Genomic DNA, 22,735 nt, shown 5'->3' on the forward strand with positions numbered 1-22,735 from the left:
AACCACTGTTGTATCAGACACACCGCAAATACCGGATTTACGACTGCTTTGCAGCCGAACGGGGGCAAGCCCCCTCGCCACAAGTGCTTCAATCAGCCTGATTGTCGGTGCGTCCGTGCATCATTTTGCCCTTCACATTTTCTTCACCCTCGCCAACCACCGTCTAAGCTTGAGTCAAGTCCGATCAATCTGCGTGAATGGATCAGTCGACTATGGGCGCTTTGTGGCAAACCGATACGAGTAAAACCGTGGTTCCGAATGAAAGTGAGGATAAAGCGCCGTTACCTGAAAAACCCCGTCGTTCCAGACACGGATGGGGGGCGTTCTGGCTATTGCTGTTGATTATCGCGATTGTCGTGGGGCTGGCCGCCATGAGGGAGATGCGTACCTCGAAGTTCCAGGCCCAGGAAGTCAGCAAATACGCCGCGTCACTGAACTATGAGCTCAAACCCGGCCCCAGCGATGCGATTCGCTATCCGGGGGAAGGTCCATTCGATCGGCGCCTGGGCTACAGCTCATTGGGTGAGTTCCTGCCGCGCCTGATCAAGCGCAATTTCATCGTTGAGGCGCAAACCCGCTTTTCTCCGGCGTTGTTGAAGTACAGCGACAAGGGCCTGTTCGTGCCTTATGCCGAGAAAATCCAGGCCGGGCTGTCGATCACCGACTGCCGCGCATCGCCGCTGTACCAGTACCACTATCCGCAGCAGCTTTATTCAACCTTTGCCTCGATCCCGCCGGTGGTGGTCAACAGCCTGCTGTTCATCGAAAACCGCTTCCTGCTCGACCCCAGGCAACCGCTGGCCAACCCGGCGGTGGACTGGCCGCGGTTCGGCATGGCGGCGTGGTCCCAGTTGGCGAAGATGTTGCACGTGCCCGGCCAATCCGCCGGTGGCAGTACCCTGGCCACGCAGCTGGAGAAGTACCGGCATTCCCCCGATGGCTTGACGGTCAATGGCGCGGAAAAGATTCGCCAGATGGTTTCCGCCACCGTACGCGCCTATCAGGCCGGGCCACAAACCCTCGAAATCCGGCAGAACGTGGTTCGTGACTACCTCAACAGCGTGCCGTTGTCAGCGGTACCGGGCCACGGTGAAGTGCACGGCATGGCTGAAGGGTTGCGCGTGTGGTACGGCTCCGACTTCAAACAGGCCAACGAAGCGCTGTCCAGCACCGCTACGGATCCAAAAACCATGGCGGAAAAAGGCCTGGCCCTACGTGAAGTGCTGTCGTTGATGATTGCCCAGCGCCGCCCGTCGCACTACCTGACCAAGGGTCACGATGAACTGGCCGACCTCACCGACAGCCATATACGTCTGCTGGCACAAAACCATGTGATCGACGCCGAGTTCGCCGCCGCCGCCCTGGCCAGCAAAGTGATCTACCGCGACTGGGCCACCCAGCCGACCATTCAACCGATTGAAACCAACAAGGGCATCAGTGTCGCGCGCAGCCGTCTGGCCGGCATGCTCAATCGCCCGCTGTATGACCTCGACCGCCTTGACCTCTCCGCCACCAGCACCCTGCAAGGCCAGTTGCAAAGCGAGGCCACCGAGTACCTGAAAAAACTGGCCGACCCTGAGTTTGCCACGCAAATCGGCCTGATCGGCGAACGCCTCCTGACCACCACCAGCACCACCCAGGTACGCTACAGCTTCACTTTGTTCGAACTGACCCCGGACGGCTCGCGGGTGCGGGTGCAGACCGACAGCACCGACCAGCCATTCGACATCAACGAAGGCAGCAAACTGGAACTGGGCTCCACCGCGAAAATGCGCGTGCTGACCACCTACCTGCAAATCATCGCCGAGCTGCACGACAAATACGCCGGCATGGCCGTTGCGGAACTGAAGAAAGTCGACGTGCCGGACCAGGACCGCCTGAGCCGCTGGGCGGTCGACTACCTGATCGAGAACAAGGACCGCGATCTGCAAAAAATGCTCGGCGCCGCCCTGGACCGCAAATACTCCGCCGGCCCCGGCGAGGCGTTTTTCACCGGGGGCGGCCTGCACACGTTCCACAACTTCCGCAAGGAAGACAACGGCCGGATACCGCCCCTGCGCGACGCTCTGCGCGAATCGATCAACCTGCCGTTCATTCGCCTGATGCGTGACCTGGTGCGCTACACCACCTACTCCGGCCCGAACAGCAGTGCCGAACTGCTCAAGGACGACCGCAACCCGCGGCGTCAGGAGTACCTGGCCGAATTCGCCGACCGCGAGGGCACTTCGTTCCTGCTCAAGTTCTGGAAGAAGTACAAGAACAAGGACACCCAGGACCGCCTCGACACCTTCCTCGACAGCATGCGCCCGACCCCGATCCGCATGGCCGCCGTGCACCGCTACCTGCTGCCGCAGGCCAGCCAGGAAAGCTTCAACGCCTTTGTGCGCTCGCACCTCAAAGGCGCCAAGCTCACGGAAAAGCTCACCGACGAACGTCTTGTGCGGCTCTACGAAGCCTACGGTCCAGGCTCCTACGACTTGCCGGACCAGGGTTTCATCGCCAAGGTCCACCCGCTGGACCTGTGGCTGATGGGCTACCTGCTCAATCACCCCGACGCCAAGTGGAGCGACATCGTCAAAGCCAGCCAGTTCGAGCGCCAGGAGGTCTATAGCTGGCTGTTCAAAAGCCGGCACAAGGGCGCCCGCGACAGTCGCATCCGCACCATGCTGGAGATCGAAGCGTTCCTCGACATCCACCAGCGCTGGCAGAAAGTCGGCTATCCGTTCGATCACCTGGTACCGTCGCTGGCCACCGCCATCGGCAGCTCCGGCGACCGTCCAGCAGCCCTGGCCGAATTGATCGGCACCATCCTCAATGATGGCGTGCGCATGCCGACCCTGCGCATTGACAGCCTGCATTTTGCCGCGAACACCCCCTTTGAAACCCAACTGATCAATGACCCGGACGTCGGCAAACGGGTGATGCCGTCCGAAGTAGCCACCGCCATGCGCGAGGCCCTGTCGCAAGTGGTCGACGCCGGTACCGCCAAACGCGTGGCCGGCAGTTTCAAACTGCCCGACGGCAGCCCGCTGGCGATGGGAGGCAAGACCGGTACCGGTGACAACCGCATCGAGGCCATCGGGTCCGGTGGGCGAATCTTGAGTTCCAAATCGCTCAACCGCACGGCGACCTTCGTGTTCTACATAGGCGATCACCATTTCGGCACCCTGACGGCGTTCGTGCCAGGCCGCTCGGCGGAAAGCTTTACCTTCACCTCGGCGTTGCCGGTGCAGGTGCTCAAGGGCATGGCACCGATACTCACGCCGTACCTGCAACCGGGCACCCACACGATGTGCCAGCCAACCGAGGTGGCGGCGAGCCGCTAAGCCCGACTCAACGAAATGGAACGATGGCGGTACATATGTATTTTTCACTCTTTGATTTTTGGAGAATTGAGTCGCACCCGGCACCTTTAACAACCAATCTTTGCGCTTTTTTTAGGCAACATGCTTACCTAGTCTGGTCGTCCCCGGTACTGATCAAAGGACGATCAAACAATGCCCATTACCCCCTCGGCGATTCAAGGATCAGACCCGATCGCCATCGCCCGATTCGATAAAAGCATTCACTTCCATCAGGTCAGAAAGGCGATTCCTTCCTGGCTGTTGAACACCTCCCCATCCCGTGTCGATGCGCTGAAATCTGTCAGGCTGACGCTGCCCGACTGGCACAGGACCTCGTCGACAACCGCTCACCGCAAGTTGAAAAAAGCCATCCAGCTCAGCTGGACCTCGCAGAACACCGTAGATCAGGCCCTGCGCGATCTGCTGGATGTTTCAGCCTTTGCCAAACCCCTGCTGCAACAAAAGCTGAGGGACCGCTTCGGCGTCGAAGACGATGTCGAGGAAACCTGGCTGCGCCTGTATGCCCCGGTGAAGACAGGCTGGTGGGTGCATGACTTTTCTGGCGGCACCACCAGTCGCACCATCTCGATGCTGGATGCCGCGCTGCACAACTTTTCCCAGGAAGAGGCATTCACCCAGGACTCCGAATTCATCACCCGCCCCGACGCACGCGGGCATTTCAACGTCAAACACCTCAAGCACAAACTGAGCATCGAGCAGTTCAAATCCGTGTGTCGCGAACTGGACATCGGCGCCCGCTATCAACAGCACCTGCAAGACACGTTAAAGCCGACCGACAAAGCGGCGAGCAATGTCCTGCGCCACAAAGTCATTCTCAGCCAGAAAAGCGCACTGAATGTCGCCGCGCAAATGGCCCTGATGAAGCACGACATCGACCAGGAAGCCTTCGACGTAGTGCTAGGCATGCTCAACGATCGTTCGCGGCTGCAATGGAACGGCAAACCCGTCGACTATTACAACCTGGCGATGATGGACACAAGCCTGAGCGGCATCATCCTGATCGCCACCGATATCAACAGCGCCACCGCCCCGACCCCGGTGATTGCCTATGTGCCCCATGATCCGCTGCACCCGCTCAAGCAGTACACCTCCTTACTCGAACTCATGGCTGAACTGACGCGCCAGTTGCGCGATGGCGAATCCGCCAATAGCTATCAACAGTTCTTCAGCCAGTTCGTGCCCCATGAGCAACGCGGGCATTTTTTTGCCGGGTTGAATGCGCGCCTGAGCACGGTGAAATGGCAACCGGTTGCCGCCGGATCCAGCTTGCCGAGCTGGCGCGACACGCCTGTGGATAAACCCGACCTGCAATTCAGTGTGTCGAGCATCAAGACCGACCGCGCGACGACCTTCAACAATGACCTGTGGGGCTACCGCTACCGGCAGACCCTCAACAAGATTTTCAACGATGCCCGGGAGATCGCCATCTCCACCGAATACGCCGACCGCATGGCCCGCTGGGCCTGGTGGGACAACCTGGAAAAAATGCTCTCGGACATCCTCAACATCGCCTTGCTGGTGGCGACCCCAATGGTGCCTGGCCTGGGCACACTGATGATGGCGTACACGGCCTATCAACTGACCGATGGCGTGGTCGAGGGCCTTGTCGACCTGGCCGAGGGACGCCTGGCCGAGGCCGGTGAGCAGACCCTCGGCGTGCTGGAAAGCGTCGTCCAGTTGGGCGTGTTCGCGGCGGCAGGCGCCGTCGGCAATGTTGCACAGGCGAAGCTTTCGCCGTTTTTCGAAGGCCTGAAACCGGTGCAATTGGCCAACGGTGAGACGCGTTTGTGGAACCCTGACCTCAGCCCCTATCAACGCATCGACGTGGAATTGCCCGCGGACGCCCGGCCTGATGACCAGGGCATTCACCAGCATCAGGGCCGGCGCATCTTGCGCCTGGACGATCAACACTTCGAAGTGCTGGAAGACCCGGTCACAGGGCAACAACGCATCCGCCATCCGCAGCGTTTCGACGCTTACGCACCGACCCTGCGCCACAATGGCCGTGGGGCCTGGGTCTGCGAAACGGAAAACCCGCGGGAGTGGGAAGGCTCGACCCTGATGCGCCGCCTCGGCCACAGCACCGATGGTTTCAACGATGAACAACTGGAGCAGATTCGCCAGATCAGCGGCACCGATGAAGCCGAGTTGCGCCGGATGCACGTTGAAAGCGCCCCGCCGCCACCGCTGCTGACCGATACCCTGCAACGCCTGGCTTCGCCGCCCATCACGCCCGCTGCGGTACCCGCTGAAATCGCGCCGCTGTTCAGCGAGTTCCCGGAGCTGCCGGCGACCGTTGCAGAACGAATCCATGCGGGAGCCAGTGCCGGGGAACGTCAGCGGATTACCCAAGAAAACCGCCTGCCTCTACGTCTGAGGACCCAGGCACGAGAGCTGCAATTCGAAACTCAAACGGTACGAGCGGCCCAGGGTCTGTACCCGAGCGCGTCAATCACGCCCGAGACCGAGCGCCTGGTGCTGGGCACTTTGCGCTTTAACACCGATACCTTCGGCGACCTGCGCCTGGAGATTCGTCAGGGAACATTCGATGGCGAGTTGCGTTACAGCGTCGGCCCCGACGACGCCACGCGGGTGCGGGTGTTGATTCGCGACGAGGCCGGGCGATATCAGGTGCGTGATGGCGAGAATCAGCCGATCCATGAAGCCGATGACTTTTTCGAAGCTGTCCTGCACGCCACGCAGGAGAACGGACAAAACAGCCTGGGCTACAAACCGGGTGACGGCGACGGGTTCCGCCAATGGGTCATGGTCAAATCGGCCCCGCCGAGTGAACGCCGGACCGTACTCGCCGACCCACCCGTTCGCCCGGTGGCCGAGCGTGAAACGATGTTGCTGGTGCGTGGAGGTGGGTTGAGCCGGGAAGGCCAGACATTGCCCCAACGTATCCATGACCTTTATCCGCACTTCAGCGATGCCGAGGTCGATACGTTTGCCAGTGCCCTGACTGAACGGGGCGAGCCGATGAGAGCCATTGAGCAGCATGAGGGTGAGCTGAACGAACTACGGATAATCCTGAACCGTTGGCGAAACCAACAACCACCAAGCTGGGGACCCGACTCAAAGGGCTTCCTGAACGGTGGTGGCGACCGTATTGCTGAAGGCCTTATCCAATGTTTCGAAAGAACAAACTCCAATCTTGGCAGCCGCACTGATCCATCAAGCTACGGACTCGACCTCTCCGGCGATATGTTACCCATCAATCTGGAAAACTGGTGGTCGCAACGTCCCGATCTGAGGAGATTTCTGGACCGTATCACCCATCTGAAACTCGACAACACACGCTTTTCCTCCAAGGCAAACGGCTTGCTGAGAGATTTTCCCAACCTGCGCGAACTCAGCGCCAGAGGATGCGAACTGACGAGCCTGCCGGAAAACATCGGCGCCATGCAGCGGCTCGAACGACTGAGTTTGATTGATAATGAAATCGTGCTGGACGCCGCTGCCGTCGAGCAACTGAAGCAACTGGACTACCTGGAGATTCTGCGACTGGATGAAAATCCCCTGGGAAGGGTCGTCGATATCTCAGGCATGCCCCGGCTGAAGGTCGTCGGGCTGCGGGACACGGTCACTACCACCTGGCCCGAAGGTACGTTGAGCAAAACCAGGCCTCGCGGCTTTCTGCTGGATCTTCGGGATAACCCAATCAACCTGATTCCCGAGGTGGTCCCAGGCTCACCGCAGGCATGGGTCGTGGGGCGTACCCGGCTGGATGTCGGCAATCTGTCGGAATCCAACCAAGGTCGCTATCAGGCAATCCGTCGTTCGGTGCAACTGCCCCCTGAACCCATCGTGGCCTCCAACAGTCTGGCCGAGTGGGTGGTCAACTCGGACTACAGCGCGAAACACTGGAACGATGTACCCGGCTGGGGAGTCGACCGCGCCAATCTCTGGTCGGAGCTGGTCGATGAGCCCCAGGCACAGGGTTTCCTGAAAGTATTGCTCGATACCCGCCTGAGCCGCGATTTCCAGACCCCCGGCCCAACCCGTAATCAACTGGTGCAACGTGTCTGGCGCATGCTCGATGCCGTCTACGTCGACACGCCTCTGCGGGAGAAGCTGTTCACCATGGCCGTCGCCCCGGTGGATTGCGCCGACGCCGGTGCGCAGTTGTTCAATCACATGGGCATCCATGTGCTTGCCTACGAGGCCCACGCCTATTCCACCGACCCGGCGCAGCTGGAGCAAAAACTGGTGACCCTGGCCAAGGGCGCGGCGCGGCTGGAACAGGTCAACGACATTGCCCGTGCCGATGTCGCCAGTCGTGGCGGCAACCCGGACGAAGTCGAGGTCTACCTGGCCTATCAGACCGGATTGGCACAACGCCTCGACCTGCCCTGGCAATCGAAGGGCATGCTGTTCCGGCCGGTGTCCGGTGTCACTGACGCGATGATCGATCAAGCCTATGACACGGTGCTGGCCCTGGGCGAAGGCGATGGTCTGGTCGATCGAATGCTCGAACAGGATTTTTGGCAAAACCATTTGAACGAGCGCTATGCGACTGACATGGAAGCCAATAAACGTCGCTATCTGGGCCTGTCGGATCAACTGGACACCTTGCGCGATACACAGCGCGAATGGGTCGAGTCGAGCTCGGAGCTTCAACGCGCCGCATTGCGCAGCCGGCTCAGGGAACTGATGAACGACCTGCCGGTGCCGGACACGGTGGTCTTCGCCGATGAGCCATTGAGCGATGGAATGTTCGACCGCCTGCTGGTCGACCTGGGTGACGCCGAGAAAGAACTGTCGAGGCGCTTGACCCGTCAAGCCATGAGGCACGCCGGCCAGTAAAACCGAAGAAAATGAGGACAGCCTGACGGCGGTTTACGCCGTCAGGTTCAGCCTAAGGCCTCAGACTTCGGAATCCCAGATCACGGTGACCTTGCCCTGGTAGAAGGGACCAACACCGGGCGACAGCATGAATTGCATCTGCCTCTGCGGTACTTCGAAGTGCAGGACACCCGGCGCCCTGTCGACGTAGAAGCCCGGCTGGAAATACAACGCACTGGCCGCCCCCGCTAACAAACGCATGTGCCTGACGGGTTGCCCGCTCATGTCGGTCAGGCCATTGGGCAGAGTGACGTAGACCTGCAACTCCACCCCCCGTCTGGAGACGCGATCAGCGAGCTGGCAGTCGTAGACAGAGCTGTTCCGCTCACACTCCATGTACATTTTGAAACGCGATGAGGCCGAGATATTGAAGGTCTGGTCGCGGAACAATCGCACCGGTCTGCGCCCCGCCTGCAACCAGCTCTGCCAGCCCCCGGCCGGTACCAGCTGGACTTTCTCGCCACCAGGCGGGATGTCGACCTTGAGAGTGTGCTGAACGTCGAGGCTGAAATTCATGGTCAACACCGGACTGCTCGGCAGCATGATATCGCCGAAATCGAAGTCCCCGTTGGGGCCGATGGTGTAGGCCAGCGAGCCTGTGTAATGGCCTGCCAACATGCCCAATGGATTGGGCGTGACAAGCTCATAGGAAAAATCCAGATGGTCGTAGCGCAACCACGGAATATTGAATCTCGCCTGTTTATTGCACGCGGCCTGGACCGGTGTTTTCCAGAAAAAACCGTAGTAGTCGGTGCCGTAGTACCCCACACCGCTGTAGACACACGGTGGCGGCGCGTTCACCCAACTCGTCCCCCACAACAAGTTATGCGCAAACCGGTAGTCATCGTTGGTGTCCCCCGTCAACTCCCGAACATCCTCGGTCACATACCTGGAGCCCACTCCGGTGATCCGCATTCTTACCTGTTCCACCGCTCCGGATTCATGACGCACTGACAGCTCCCGCCATTGCGCCGGCACCTTGATCGTTGCGCCTTGGCGCGGCGATGCATGGTTGGCCGGGATCGCGCGACTGGACTCGAATCGAATCGGGACTTGCAGGCTGAACGTCTTGTTTTCCTCACATTGCCCCGGAAACAGCTGACAGTAGCCACTGGGCGGAGTGGTGTTCTTGAATTGGTTGAGATGCGGATGAGCCGAATCAGGCTTGAACAACGCCGTGATTGATACGTCTTGCGCCAACGCCTGGGGCATCAGCCACCACACCATTAAAAGACTCCATAACCACAAAAGCCTCGTTGAAAACAAAACACCTGTAACACTCATCTGTATCCATCTCCGAAAAGCCGCCCTGTTCCCTGGGGAGCGATATCCACTCGCTCCCACACTTTTGAGCCCTGCCAAACACAGATCAGGGTGCAGCGGCACTGAAAATCAACTGAACCGTTCCGTAGTAAGTGCCCGGTTTATAACCACCGGCCGGCTCTTTCGGCTGGATTTCCAAAGCAAAGCGCCCGCCTGCCATGGCCTGCGCCGCCGACACCACTTCGCGCGGCGTCGCCTCGTGGCTCAACTCCTGGCCATTGAAGGTGACCCGCAAGTAGATGTTCTGGTCCTCCCGCCCGTTGAACAGATAGGGCTCGGCGTCCAGCCGCGCTTCGATCGCACTGGTGTCGTGCTTGACGTCGAAATTCTTGCGCAACCCATCGAGCTTCGACGTGTTGCGATTCCACGGCAGGGTCTGTTCCAGATGAATCCAGTTCGTCTCGGCCGGTAGCACGTAAAAGCCCAAGGTCGGAATATCCGCCCACACTTCGAACGTGCGCTCTTCCCGTGCCGCGAAAGCCTGGGCACACGCCATCACGCCCACACAGAGGGCGAAGGCCGATTGCTTGATCATGTCAGTTACCTGTTGCGTAAAAAAAAGCGGCGAGTCCTCCAGGACGACCCGCCTTTGGCGGTGTTACTGGCTGGCAACGCGCAACGCTTTTTTGTCGGCGCCTTCGATCAGGTTGAAGCGGTATTCCCGACCGGGTTTCTTCTCGAACTCGAACGACTTGCCCGCCAGAACGTGATGCTTGGTGGTCGGCTCGCACTCGGTTTCATTCTTCAGCGAGCAATTGCGAAACTCATCGATCACCACCACGGTGTTGCCGTTATTGCGCAATCGATAAACACCGGCGCTGTCATCGATCACGCTGTCGAAACGGCTGTTCCTGGGACGGACAAAAAACACCGTGCCAAACCCGGTCATCACGTTGACCCCCGCCGACAGGTTCTCTTTGTAGGTGTCACGCTCTTCGCTGGACACCGCGAAGTCATCTTCCTTTTCCGGTACCACCGGCACGAAGCGCACGCGGAAATAACGCTCGGTGTCACGGGCGCCCATGTGCAGCAAACGCGTACCCTGCATGCCATTGGCCGGCACGATCAGCCGTGCGGGGCTGGCCATCAAGCCATCCCGACCGCTGCCATCCGCTTGCGTTGCGACGGGTATCTCGCGGTGTGTGCCATCGGCGTCGTAGATGATTTCCAGGATGTTGACCTTGACGAACGCGGTGCTGTCGCCGCTGTTGAACACGCGTTTGAGGTAAGTGCTCTTGTCGCCGTCCAGATAGTCGTACACCGTTCCGACGTTGATCTGCGGACCGGCCTGAACCGCCAGAGAAAACCCGCTCAAACCCAACAGCAACCACAGACGTTTCATACTCTTGAACCTCATGACAGTGAACACAACACAGGCGCGGTCCATCGATAGACGGCCCATCAGATTTCCGAATCCCAGATCACGGTGACACTGCCGGTGTACGGGCTCGCCACGTTGGGTTGCTGAAGCATCCACTCCACTTCTTCCTTCGGCACCTCGAAGTGCAGAACACCAGGCGCCCTGTCCACGTAGAAACCGGGCTGAAAAATTTGCGCTTTTTCAGGTCCGGCCCTGAGTCGCTGATGCCTGACCGGCTGGCCGGACGGGTCGGTCAAGCCATTGGGCAGGCTCACAAAGACCTGCAATTCCACCTGTCGCCTGCCAAGCGCGTCCTTGATCGTGCAATCGAAAGTGGCCCAGCGCTGACATTCGTAATACATCTTGAAACGCGACGACGCCGAGATATTGAAGGTCTGGTCACGGAACAGCCGCACCGGTTTACGCCCCGCCTGCAGCCAGCTTTGCCAGCCACCGGCCGGCGTCAACCGGACTTTCTCGCCACCGGGAGGAATGTCGACCTTGAGGGTGTGCTGAACGTCGAGGTTGAAGTTCAGGGTCAATACCGAGTCGTTGGGAATCATCAGGTCGCCGAAATCGAAATCACCCATGGGGCCGACGCTGTAATTCAGCGAGCCGGTGTAGTGCCCCGAAGACATCTTCAAAGGATTGGGAGTTTCGAGTTCGTAGGCGAAATCCAGGTAATCGAAACGCAACCACGGGACGTTGTACTTCGCCTGTTTTGCACAGGCGCCCGCCCAGGGCGTTTTCCAGAAAAACTCGTAGAAATTGGTACTGTAAAAACCACTGCCCGTGTACTCGCACGGCGATGGTGCATACACCCAACTCGAGCCCCACAGCCGATTGTGGGCAATCTGGTAGTTATCGGCCCCCCCCACCAACTCCTTCACGTCATCGGACACGACGCGAGTGCCGATGCCGGCAATGCGTATCCGCACCCTTTGAGGATCGCCGGTTGCTTCGTGTATTACCGTCAGGTCACGCCATTGCGCTGGTACCCTCAACATCGCCCCTTGTCGCTGGGAGGCATGATTGGCCAGGATCGGCGCCCGTGAGTTGAGTTGAATCGGCACCTGCAAACTGAATAAATCCTCGCCTTCGCACTGCTGTGCATGACTTTGGCAGTAGCCGCTGGGTGGCGTGGTGTTCTTGAACTTGTTGAGGTGCGGCTGCGCCGAATCCGGTTTGAACAACGCCGTGATCGTAGCCACATGGGCCTCGACCGGGCTGGCGACTGCACACGCAAGCAAGGCCCCTACCCACCAATGGCCAGTACGTGAAATGAAAGAACGCGAGACGTTCATGTAGGCCTAACCTCCGATAACCAGATGCAACGGCGGGCTGCTCAGCCAGCCGTTTCGGCGTTGTGGGTGGCGTCCGCCAGGGTGTCCGGCGAACAGCGCAAATCACCGATCATCAGCACGTTGTTTTCACTGCGGTGTTTGTCGGTATCGAGGCGGAACTGGCACAACAACTGGTCGGCATAACGCACTTCCAGGGTCGGTGAACCAGCGTTCATTTCCATAGAGAAGAAGCCATCCACCTCACTGACCCCACGGCTGGCGTGGTTGATCACGTGGTGCCCCTTGAGCGGCCGCCCCTGCGGGTCGAGCAGACGCCCGAGTACAGTCAGGGTTTTCATCACCCGCACCTTGCGGTACTCCACACCGCCCTTGTTCAGGTGATAGCGAGTGCGCGCCGGCTCGATGCTGGCCGCTGGCACGTGATTGCCCTCGAAGTCGAAGCTCACCGAACTGTTTTTGTAGGCCGTCAGCGGAATGAAATTGCGTCCCGGCCGCAGCGCTGCGCTGCCACCACTGAGGTCGTCTGCGCGCAAGGCGATATCGTCGATGTCGGACTCGACGTCGACAATCATCCCGGCGCCGCGCCCTTGATGCTGGCTGGTCAACGCCATGCGTTGCGCGCCGACCACCAGCGTGCTGTCGAGGTTCACGCCACCGGTGAAGTTGTCGTTGAACGAAGAGCGTTGAATGAAACCGTCGCCATTGATGGCGTCGGTGCGAAAGTTCGCCAGGCTCGACAAACCGACGCCATAAGTGTCGGTCAATGCCGTCACCGAGACGCTCTGCAACACGTGGTCTTGCAGGTCTTTGCGGTAACCGAGCGAGGCGTTGTTGTCACGGGCGCCGTCACGGGCGGTGCGGCTGCCGATGCTCCCGGAAATCTGCTGGCCGGGGCTGCCCAAGGCCATGTTGATGCTCAGGTCGACCCCGCGATTGCGCGCATCGCCGCTGCTGTAGCTGCCCGGACGGTCGAACAGCGACAAGCGCCAATTGGCATCGCTGCCAAACAGCTGGGTCCGTTGGGTCCAGCCGAGGTCGACACCCATTCCCTCGACGTTGCCCTCACTGTGGGAAACCCGGGCATTGATCGAACTCTTGCGGCTGATGCGATGGTTCAGCGCCAGCGACGAGTTGCTGGTCTCGCCGGTAAACACATTGCGTTGGCGCACGCGGGTGCCGTCGGGCAGTGTTTCGTAGATGTTGGTGGTGTCGAGCCAGCTGCGGTTATGGCTGATCACCAGACTGCCGTTGCCATAGTTGTAGAGGCCCTGAAAGTCAGCGCCGGTGCCGTGGTCTTCGGTCTGATAGAGGTTGGCGTAGAAACTGGTGCTGTTGCCCAGGGTCCAGTCGATGGAACTGCCGTACTGGAGTTTTTCCCGCTCCTGGCGTGCCGACAGACCGAGAATCACCCGCGGGTGCAGCAGATAGTTGATCGAGGCGCCCGCCGTGGCATCGCCACTGCTTTGTTGATCCCAGTTGCTGAACAGTTTGCTTTCCTGCCCGGCGAACAGGTTGTAGCGCCAGCGCTCATCGTGGTTGCGCCAGTTGCTCGGCTTGTAGATCAGCTCCTGCGTGGTCGAGGTGATTTGACCATCCTCGATCAACCGCACTTCCACCTCGTAAATACCGCCCGGCAATGGACGGGTGTCGAGGGTCTGCAACCCGGCTGGCACTGACTGCGTGTTGATCAGCAGGCCATCGCGATAGATTTCCACGGAACCCTGACGGTTGGCCGTGACGTAAACCGGGTACACACTGGGTTTCGGGCTGTCGATCGCCAGACTGTCGGAGCTGCCATACATCACGCCCACGGCGGTATCCGGGCTGCTGCCGAATGAGCGTGGCTGACGTGTCAGGCCTTCGGAGTTCGGGGTGAAGTAGCCCAGCCGGAAAAAACTGCCCTCCAGTTCGCGCTGGGTGAAGAGCTCATGCACGGCGTGATAGGTCTTGTCGTCCGGTCCACCCAGACGCGCCAGTTGCATGTTGAAGGTCTGGCTCCAGTTGCCCAGGCTGCCGCTGGCCTCCAGACCGAAACGACCGCCCAGGTCTTGATCCTGGCCGCCGTTGAGATTGAGTTGATTGCGCACCATCAGGCCGCTGCTGCCGCCTTCGGGCTGATCGTAGAAACGCTTGGCTTCGCTGTCGCGTTCGGCATTTTCGGTGACGATCGACAGCAATGAATTTTCCAGGTTGTAGTGCACCGCCAGCATCTGCTCCGGGCATTGACCGCTGCAGGCGCCCAGCGCCACGCCGGGTTTGAGGATGTCCGCCCACGTCTCGCGTTCGCTGGCGCCGAAGCGGCTTTCACTGGTGTCGGTGAAATCGAGCAACGTCACCCGGTCATCGCGGGACAATACAATCATCGCCTCGCCCAACGGTTGCTGATCGAGTTCGACCCGAACCGCCAACGGAACGTCGAAAAAATGCTCCTCGAACTCTGCCGGCAAGCCTTTGGCCTGGGCCAGCAAACTTCGCGGCGTATTATCAACGGAAGCGGGCGCCGCAAATGCGCTGCTACATAACAACAACGCAAGCGCTGCCGCGATGGGCGTCATCGGGAACATGAACGAATACTCTAATATCAAAGAAGTTGAAACCCGACCGGCAATTTTTAATATTGCCGGCCGGTCACGTTACTTATACAAGTAAGCGCTTATGACTCTTGATCAAGTTCAAAGAGCAACAGGAGGAACAGCATCAAACATCATGGTGACCGCACCGGTGTAATCACCTGGCGTAAAGGTAGTGCCCAGTGCCTTGATATTGAGCGGGGCACGGTAGTTGACGTTAGACTCGGTTTCGCCGACGACCATTTGCGGTGTGGTGGTGAGGACGACATTGTTGAGGCGCACTTCAAGGCCGATCTTGGAAGCACCACCGATCAACTCCGGCACGCTTTCAAGGCTGGCATGCACAGAGCCGTTGTTGTTGCGTACGTCGAAGAAACCGTTGACCTCATCCATGGTGCCCTTGCTTGGCTGGTAGTCCATTCTCTGATCCTTGTTGACCAGATCCGGATCGACCGGTACCACGTAGAAACCGTTGGTCGGTACATGCGCGACAAGGTTGATGGAGTGACGGGCTTCACCCGCGGCAAATACGGCGGAAGAACTCAGAGCCAGAACAGCCAGAGGAGCAGCAAACGCGATTTTCTTGAACATCTTTCAGTACCTGTCTTTTAAAAGGATAAGCGCAGAAAGTTCAAGTTGAGCAAAACCGTCACGAGCAGCTATTTGCTCAGCTGAACTTTCAACGCCGAAAGATGATCGATCAATTTATCTGGAAAGTAAGCAGGAACGTTCCTGCAAGTGCGTAGCCATAGTGCTATCACCCAGGAAAGAAAAAACCTGAAATAATTTAAAAACCAATGTCTGACTGTAAGAGAAATACTACAAACTGCACACTAACGGCAATGACAGGCAGAAACTAACGAAGTTACTTCTGTAAGACCAATACCACAAGCCCCGCATTTAATAGGCCAAAACCCAACATTAGAGAGTTAACACTAATTTCAGGTTTTTCACCCGCACTGATGACCACTATTTTTGCGGTTTTGGCGGGGTCATTGGCTCGACGCTCGGGACGGCCACCGGTCAGGGGGGCTTGCTTTCTCGTTAAGATATATCTTAAGTTGTATCTAAATACGACGAGAGAAAGCAGAAATGAGAGACCATCATTCCCCCCACCGTGAACACGGCGACGGCCGCGACGGCTTCGAGAAACGCCCCGGACGTGAGCGCGGTGGTCGCGGCCCCCGGGTCTTCGCCCCCGGTGACCTGAAATTGCTGTTGCTGGCGCTGATCGCCGAACAGCCTTGCCACGGCTACGACCTGATCCGCCAGATTGAAGGCATGTTCGACGGCGCCTACAGCCCCAGCCCCGGTGTGATCTACCCGACCCTGACCTTTCTGGAAGAGAGCGAAATGATCCAGGGCGACGCCGAAGGCGGAAAAAAACGCTACAGCGTGACCGACGCCGGACGTCTGTCCTTGAAAGAGCAAGCCATCGCCCTTGAAGGTGTGCGGGTGCGCATCGATGTCAGCAAACGCTCGCTGCGCGGCCATGATCGCCCGCCCGAAATTCACGAAGCCGTGCATAACCTGCGCCACGCGCTGCAACTGCACCACGGCCGCTGGAGCAAGGAAGAAATCCACCGCGTCGCTGTCCTGCTCAACGACACCGCCAAAGCCATCGTCGACGGCCCCGCCGTTCAACCCGTTCAGGAGAACGCCGAATGACTGAAGTCATCGCCTCAACCATTCACCGTGTCATGCACGAAATCAAACGCCGTCGCCTGGAAGTGTTGCGGGTGGTCGACCTGACTCCGCGCATGCGCCGGATTACCTTGGGTGGCCCTGAATTGGCAGGTTTTGTCAGCCTCGGCACGGACGATCACGTCAAACTGTTGTTCCCGCAAAATGCCGAACAGGCCGCGGCGCTGGAAACCCTGGTGCTGGGCGCCGGCAAGGACAATGGTCCGCTGCCTGAGATGCGCGACTACACCCCGCGTCGCTACGATCTGGACGCCCTGGAACTGGACATCGACTTCGTACTGCACGGCGACGGCCCTGCCTCGACCTGGGCCGAACAGGCCAAACCGGGGCAGTTCCTGCACATCGGCGGGCCACGGGGCTCGATGATCGTGCCGGACATGTTCGACAGCTATCTGCTGATCGGCGACGAAACCGCCCTGCCCGCCATTGCCCGACGCCTCGAAGGCTTGGCAGCCAATCGCCGCGCGTTGGTGATTGTCGAAGTGGAAAACGGCAAGGAGCAGCAAGTGCTGGAGAGCGCTGCCGAGGTCAATGTGATCTGGGTGCTGCGCGAAGGCGGCAAAGATCATTTGTTGAGCACCGTGCGCCAGATCCAGGTGCCAACCGGCAGCCTGTACGCATGGGTGGCGACCGAGAGCAAAGTGTCGCGGCAGATTCGTCGGGTGCTGCTGGATGAGCACGGGCTGGACGAGCAGTTCGTCAAGGCGGTGGGTTACTGGAAACTGGGGGACAGTGACGAGGAGTGATCGCCTTCAGAGCCCCATCGCGAGCAAGCTCGCTCCCACATTGGATCTGCGCTTACCAGTCCTTTGTGGGAGCGAGCCTGCTCGCGATGACGACGCCTCAGACACTACAAATCCTGACCTTTGACACGTGGAGCGCGCCACCGATCCAGCCCAATCACCAGCAAGGCAATCACCACAAAACCCGCCAACAATCCCCCGGCATTAATGAACACCTGTGGATAACCCAGTTTCTCGACATCAATGAACGGGTAGGGATAAACCGCCAGCAAATGCCCGCGCAGCAGCGAATAGGCGAAGTAGACCAGCGGATAGATCACCCACAACCCGATGTGTCCCACCCGCAGCCTGCCCTTGGGCACGCAACTCCACCAATACACCAGAAACAGCAGCGGCATGACGTCGTGCAACAGTTCGTCGGCCAGCCATTGCCAGCCCTCGGGGTGCCACAAGTGACGCAGCAGCAGGTTGTAGGCGAGGCTCACCACGGCGATGCTCACGGCAATGCCACTACTGACCCACGGCTGCAAGAACCAGCGACACGCCGCCGACTCGCGGGATGTCACTGCACAGGTCAGCACGGTCGCCACCAGGGTGTTGCTCAGCACGGTGAAATAGCTGAAAAAACTCACCAGCCCGCCGATCAGGCTGGCGCCCAGCGTCCAGCGCGAATGGAAAATCAGGTACATCTGGATGCTCAACCCCGCCCAGCCGAGCATGGCAGCCACGACCACAAAACGACGGCGTAACACAGACGGGTTGACCATGTTCAAAGCGGTCGTTTGGTGCGCATCAACTTCACATACAGGCGCTCGACCTTCTCCCGCGCCCACGGGGTTTTGCGCAGGAATGTCAGGCTCGACTTGATGCTCGGGTCGCTCTTGAAGCAGCGGATATCGATGCGCTCGGCCAGCCCCGACCACTCGTAGTGTTCAACCAGCGCGTTGAGGATCTGTTCCAGCGTCACGCCATGCAGCGGATCAGTGTTGTGTTCGGTCATGCCGGGCCTTCAGCGATGTTGGAGTGGGAAAGCCGCGCACCTTAGCCGAGGGCTTCTTCAGGTGGAAGCGATCTATCAAATGTAGGTGATCTTGGGATCCTGTAGGAGCGAGCTTGCTCGCGAAAAACGCAACGACGCCGCTGGGTATCTGGTTTGACGCGTTATCGTTCACGACCATCGCGAGCGAGCTCGCTCCTACAGGAGAACACTGTTACCAAAATTGAAAGGATGCATGTCAGCAAAAGCCCTTTCTCTATCTGTAACAGAACATTATCCTTGCGCACGCTTTAGCTGAAACGCTTCTGCCAGTCACTTCTTCCGCTCATCCCCCAGAAAAAGATCAAGAATTTCTTCCCTATGCCTGATTTGCGATTTTCGAAAGACAGCGCTGTCTTTAAGACTGTCTCTTGCCACAACGCCCTCAAACTGATCGGCGGGTTCACCGCGTTCGGCCTCGCCACCTGTGTCCAGGCTGCTCCGGCATTCGATAGCGACTCACCGTGGATGCTCGGCGACTGGAACGGCACACGTACGGAGCTGGCGGAAAAAGGCTATGACTTCAAACTGGATTACACCGGCGAAATGGGCAGCAACCTTCACGGCGGCTACGACCACGACCGCACCGCGCGCTACAGCGACCAGTTCGGCCTGGGCACCCACCTGGACTTGCAGAAGATCCTCGGTTGGGACGATGCCGAATTTCAGCTGACCATCACCGAACGCAGCGGCAACAACATCAGCAACGACCGCATCAATGATCCGCGCGTCGGTGGCTTCACCTCGGCCCAGGAAGTCTGGGGACGTGGCCAGACCTGGCGCCTGACGCAGATGTGGTATCAGCAGAAGTTCTTCGATGAAAAGCTCGACATCAAGGTCGGCCGCTTCGGCGAAGGCGAAGACTTCAACAGCTTCCCCTGCGACTTCCAGAACCTGGCGTTCTGCGGCTCCCAGGTCGGCAACTGGGCGGGCGACATCTGGTACAACTGGCCGGTCAGCCAGTGGGCGCTGCGGGTCAAATATCACCTGACGCCTGAGTTGTACGCGCAGATCGGCGCGTATGAGCAGAACCCGTCGAACCTTGACCGCGACAACGGTTTCAAGCTCAGCGGCAGCGGCACCCAGGGCGCAGTCCTGCCGGTGGAGCTGGTGTGGACGCCGAAACTCAACGGCCTGCCGGGTGAATACCGCGCCGGTTACTACTACAGCAGCGCCAACGCCACCGACGTCTACAAGGACAGCAATGGCCAGCCTGCCGCCCTGAGTGGCGAAGCCTATCGCAGCGCGTCGAGCAAACACGGTGTGTGGCTGGGCCTTCAGCAGCAAGTCACCAGCCTCGCCAGCGACCACTCTCGCGGCTTGAGCCTGTTCGCCAACGGCACGATGCACGACAAGAAGACCAACGCCATCGACAACTATGTCCAGGCCGGCCTTGTCTACAAAGGCTTGCTCGACGCGCGCGCCAGGGACGACATCGGCTTTGCCATGGCCCGCGTCCACGTCAACCCGGCCTATCGCAAGAACGCCGAGGCGACCAACCAGGCCAATGTCGTTTTCGACTACGACAATCCGTCCTACCTGCCGCCCCAGGACACCGAATACAGCGCTGAACTCTATTACGGCGTGCACGTGACCAACTGGCTGACCGTGCGCCCGAACCTGCAATACATCCGCCATCCCGGTGGCGTGGACGAGGTCGATGACGCGCTGATCGGCGGGATCAAGGTCCAGTCGTCGTTCTAAAAAACACCACCCCCCCCTGTAGGAGCGAGCTTGCTCGCGATGGACGTGAACGATAACGCCTGGAGCCTGACACCCCGCGGTGTTCTCAGGCTTCTCGCGAGCAAGCTCGCTCCTACAGGGACTGCGTCAGCCAAACCCGTTTTATATGAACCCTGCCCGCACAAGATCGTCATCTACAGTGAACTTGCGCGGGACTACTTGAAACGTCACGGAGAATCACACTATGAGCACTGATGGTGCCTTGAGCCGAAGCCGTCTATTGCCGACCCTGCTCGGCATATTGCTTCTGCTGATGGGCCTGGCCATGCTGGCCGGGGGGATCAAGCTGAGCATGCTTGGCGGCTCGCTGTATTACCTGCTGGCCGGTATCGGCATCGCGCTGAGCGGCGTCCTGCTGATCGCCGCCCGCCGCGCGGCGCTGGGCCTGTACGCGCTGGTGCTGTTCGCCAGCACCGTTTGGGCACTGTGGGAAGTTGGTCTCGACTGGTGGCAACTGGTGCCGCGCCTGGCGCTGTGGTTCGCCCTCGGTGTGGTGATGCTGCTGCCGTGGTTCCGTCGTCCATTGCTGATCAACGGCCCTGCCCCTATGGGTACTGGCGCCTTGAGCGTGGCCGTGGTCCTGGCCGGCGCCACCGCCGTGGCCAGCCAGTTCACCCATCCGGGCGAAACCTTCGGCGAACTGGGCCGCGACAACGCGGACATGACCAGCACCGCGCCGCAGATGCCCGAAGGCGACTGGCAGGCCTATGGCCGCAGCGAATTCGGTGACCGCTACTCGCCGCTCAAGCAGATCACCCCGGCCAACGTCGGCAAGCTGCAAGAAGCCTGGCGTATCCAGACCGGCGATCTGCCAACCGCCGATGACCCGGTGGAACTGACCAACGAAAACACCCCGCTCAAGGCCAACGGCATGCTCTATGCCTGCACCGCCCATAGCAAAGTGCTGGCGCTGGACCCGGACACCGGCAAGGAACTGTGGCGTTTCGACCCGCAGATCAAGAGCCCGGTGGGCTTCAAGGGCTTCGCCCACATGACCTGCCGTGGCGTGTCGTACTACGACGAAGCGGCCTACGCCAAATCTGAAAGCGCTGCCTCTGCAGTGATTTCCGAGGCCGGCAAAGCCGTTGCCCAGGCTTGCCCGCGTCGTCTGTACCTGCCAACCGCGGATGCACGCCTGATCGCTCTCAACGCCGACACCGGCAAGGTCTGCGAAGGTTTCGGTAAAAACGGTGTGGTTGACCTGACTCAAGGCATCGGCCCGTTCACCGCCGGCGGCTACTACTCCACCTCGCCAGCAGCAATCACTCGTGATCTGGTGATCATGGGCGGCCACGTCACCGACAACGAGTCGACCAACGAGCCATCCGGCGTGATCCGTGCCTTTGACGTTCACGACGGTCATCTGGTGTGGAACTGGGACAGCAACAATCCCGACGCGACCGAACCTCTGCCAGAGGGCGAACACTACAGCCGCAACTCGGCCAACATGTGGTCGCTGGCCAGCGTCGACGAAAAACTCGGCATGGTCTACCTGCCACTGGGCAACCAGACCCCTGACCAGTGGGGCGCAGACCGCACCCCGGGCGCCGAGAAATTCAGCGCCGGCCTGGTCGCGCTGGATCTGGCCACCGGCAAGGTGCGCTGGAACTACCAGTTCACTCACCACGATTTGTGGGACATGGACGTCGGCAGCCAGCCAACCCTGCTGGACATGAAAACCGCCGACGGCGTGAAACCTGCGCTGATCGCCCCGACCAAACAGGGCAGCCTGTACGTCCTCGACCGTCGTGACGGCACGCCGATCATCCCGATCCACGAAATTCCTGTGCCGCAAGGCGCGGTGAAAGGTGACCACACTGCTGCGACCCAGGCCCGTTCGGACCTGAACCTGCTGGCCCCGGAACTGACCGAAACAGCCATGTGGGGCGCCAGCCCGTTCGATCAGATGCTGTGCCGCATCCAGTTCAAGGAACTGCGCTACGAAGGCCAGTACACCCCGCCGTCGGAACAGGGCAGCCTGATCTATCCGGGTAACGTCGGCGTCTTCAACTGGGGCGGCGTTTCGGTCGACCCGGTTCGCCAGATGCTCTTCACCAGCCCGAACTACATGGCCTTCGTTTCGAAGATGGTGCCTCGCGCCGAAGTCGCGGCCGACAGCAAGCGCGAGAGCGAAACCGCGGGTGTGCAACCGAACACGGGCGCACCTTACGCGGTGATCATGCACCCGTTCATGTCGCCGTTAGGCGTACCGTGCCAGGCGCCGGCCTGGGGCTACGTGGCCGGCATCGACCTGACCACAAGCAAAGTCGTGTGGAAACGCAAGAACGGCACCAGCCGCGACAGCTCGCCATTGCCTATCGGCCTGCCACTCGGCGTGCCAAGCATGGGCGGCTCGATGGTCACCGCTGGCGGCGTCGGCTTCCTCAGTGGCACGCTGGATCAATACCTGCGCGCCTATGACGTCAACACCGGCAATGAGCTGTGGAAATCGCGCCTGCCGGCTGGCGGTCAGGCTACGCCGATGACCTACACCGGCAAGGACGGCAAGCAGTACGTGCTGTTGGTCGTCGGTGGTCACGGCTCACTGGGCACCAAAATGGGTGACTATGTGATTGCTTACAAACTGTCCGAGTAAGTTTTAGCGGCAGTCAAAACAAAGGCGACGCCCGTGAGGACGTCGCCTTTTTTGTGCCACATCGCCCCCCCTGTGGGAGCGGGCTTGCTCGCGAATGCGGTGTGTCAGGCAATGCAAATGTTGTCTGGCACACCGCTTTCGCG

The 22,735-nt window shown here is 59.8% G+C and carries 14 protein-coding genes; 6 read left to right on the top strand and 8 right to left on the bottom strand.

Annotated elements, in window-relative coordinates:
* Positions 1 to 212: 212 nt before the first annotated feature.
* Together KGA98_RS19610 and KGA98_RS19615 are read left to right on the top strand one after the other, a co-directional pair.
* Positions 213 to 3,326, top strand: a complete 3,114-nt coding sequence (locus KGA98_RS19610; protein WP_223503250.1) for a transglycosylase domain-containing protein — start codon at positions 213 to 215, stop codon at positions 3,324 to 3,326.
* Between the two features lie 171 nt (positions 3,327 to 3,497).
* Positions 3,498 to 8,174: an NEL-type E3 ubiquitin ligase domain-containing protein gene (locus tag KGA98_RS19615; RefSeq protein WP_223503252.1), complete on the top strand. Its 4,677-nt coding sequence runs from the start codon at positions 3,498 to 3,500 to the stop codon at positions 8,172 to 8,174.
* A 60-nt stretch (positions 8,175 to 8,234) separates the two neighbouring features.
* On the opposite strand, the gene KGA98_RS19620 is transcribed toward KGA98_RS19615, so the two are convergent.
* The 6 genes from KGA98_RS19620 to KGA98_RS19645 form a co-directional block, all read right to left on the bottom strand.
* On the bottom strand, positions 8,235 to 9,440 hold the full coding sequence (locus tag KGA98_RS19620) for a DUF2771 domain-containing protein (RefSeq protein ID WP_223503254.1): 1,206 nt from the start codon (positions 9,438 to 9,440) through the stop codon (positions 8,235 to 8,237).
* Positions 9,441 to 9,582: 142 nt separating this feature from the next.
* The gene (locus tag KGA98_RS19625; RefSeq protein WP_223503256.1) at positions 9,583 to 10,071 is read right to left on the bottom strand and encodes a CS1 type fimbrial major subunit; all 489 of its coding nucleotides are present in this window, start codon (positions 10,069 to 10,071) and stop codon (positions 9,583 to 9,585) included.
* 63 nt (positions 10,072 to 10,134) lie between these two features.
* Entirely contained in the window at positions 10,135 to 10,878 is a 744-nt protein-coding gene (locus KGA98_RS19630) for a molecular chaperone (RefSeq protein ID WP_223503258.1), read from the bottom strand.
* A gap of 59 nt (positions 10,879 to 10,937) precedes the next feature.
* Entirely contained in the window at positions 10,938 to 12,200 is a 1,263-nt protein-coding gene (locus tag KGA98_RS19635) for a hypothetical protein (protein ID WP_223503261.1), read from the bottom strand.
* Between the two features lie 41 nt (positions 12,201 to 12,241).
* Positions 12,242 to 14,764 carry a TcfC E-set like domain-containing protein gene (locus KGA98_RS19640; protein ID WP_223503263.1) on the bottom strand — a complete coding sequence of 841 codons (2,523 nt, stop codon included), beginning with the start codon at positions 14,762 to 14,764 and terminating at the stop codon, positions 12,242 to 12,244.
* A gap of 108 nt (positions 14,765 to 14,872) precedes the next feature.
* Entirely contained in the window at positions 14,873 to 15,361 is a 489-nt protein-coding gene (locus tag KGA98_RS19645; protein ID WP_223503265.1) for a CS1 type fimbrial major subunit, read from the bottom strand.
* Positions 15,362 to 15,862: 501 nt separating this feature from the next.
* Here KGA98_RS19645 and KGA98_RS19650 point away from each other — a divergent pair.
* Both KGA98_RS19650 and KGA98_RS19655 read left to right on the top strand, forming a co-directional pair.
* Positions 15,863 to 16,438: a PadR family transcriptional regulator gene (locus KGA98_RS19650; protein ID WP_223503267.1), complete on the top strand. Its 576-nt coding sequence runs from the start codon at positions 15,863 to 15,865 to the stop codon at positions 16,436 to 16,438.
* Positions 16,435 to 17,220 (top strand): siderophore-interacting protein, encoded by a 786-nt coding sequence (locus KGA98_RS19655; RefSeq protein WP_223503269.1) that lies wholly within the window; start codon positions 16,435 to 16,437, stop codon positions 17,218 to 17,220. The genes KGA98_RS19650 and KGA98_RS19655 overlap by 4 nt, the downstream gene beginning before the upstream one ends.
* A gap of 104 nt (positions 17,221 to 17,324) precedes the next feature.
* On the opposite strand, the gene KGA98_RS19660 is transcribed toward KGA98_RS19655, so the two are convergent.
* Together KGA98_RS19660 and KGA98_RS19665 are read right to left on the bottom strand one after the other, a co-directional pair.
* Positions 17,325 to 17,984 carry a Pr6Pr family membrane protein gene (locus tag KGA98_RS19660; protein WP_223503271.1) on the bottom strand — a complete coding sequence of 220 codons (660 nt, stop codon included), beginning with the start codon at positions 17,982 to 17,984 and terminating at the stop codon, positions 17,325 to 17,327.
* 2 nt (positions 17,985 to 17,986) lie between these two features.
* Positions 17,987 to 18,217 carry a VF530 family DNA-binding protein gene (locus KGA98_RS19665; protein ID WP_007985772.1) on the bottom strand — a complete coding sequence of 77 codons (231 nt, stop codon included), beginning with the start codon at positions 18,215 to 18,217 and terminating at the stop codon, positions 17,987 to 17,989.
* A gap of 357 nt (positions 18,218 to 18,574) precedes the next feature.
* Between KGA98_RS19665 and KGA98_RS19670 the strand changes: the two genes are divergently transcribed.
* Both KGA98_RS19670 and KGA98_RS19675 read left to right on the top strand, forming a co-directional pair.
* Positions 18,575 to 19,957, top strand: coding sequence for a carbohydrate porin (locus KGA98_RS19670; protein ID WP_057716254.1), 1,383 nt, complete (start codon positions 18,575 to 18,577; stop codon positions 19,955 to 19,957).
* Between the two features lie 223 nt (positions 19,958 to 20,180).
* Positions 20,181 to 22,592, top strand: a complete 2,412-nt coding sequence (locus KGA98_RS19675; protein WP_223503273.1) for a glucose/quinate/shikimate family membrane-bound PQQ-dependent dehydrogenase — start codon at positions 20,181 to 20,183, stop codon at positions 22,590 to 22,592.
* Positions 22,593 to 22,735 lie beyond the last annotated feature (143 nt).

This window comes from Pseudomonas sp. BF-R-24 (assembly GCF_019947335.1).
Lineage (GTDB): Bacteria > Pseudomonadota > Gammaproteobacteria > Pseudomonadales > Pseudomonadaceae > Aquipseudomonas > Aquipseudomonas jessenii.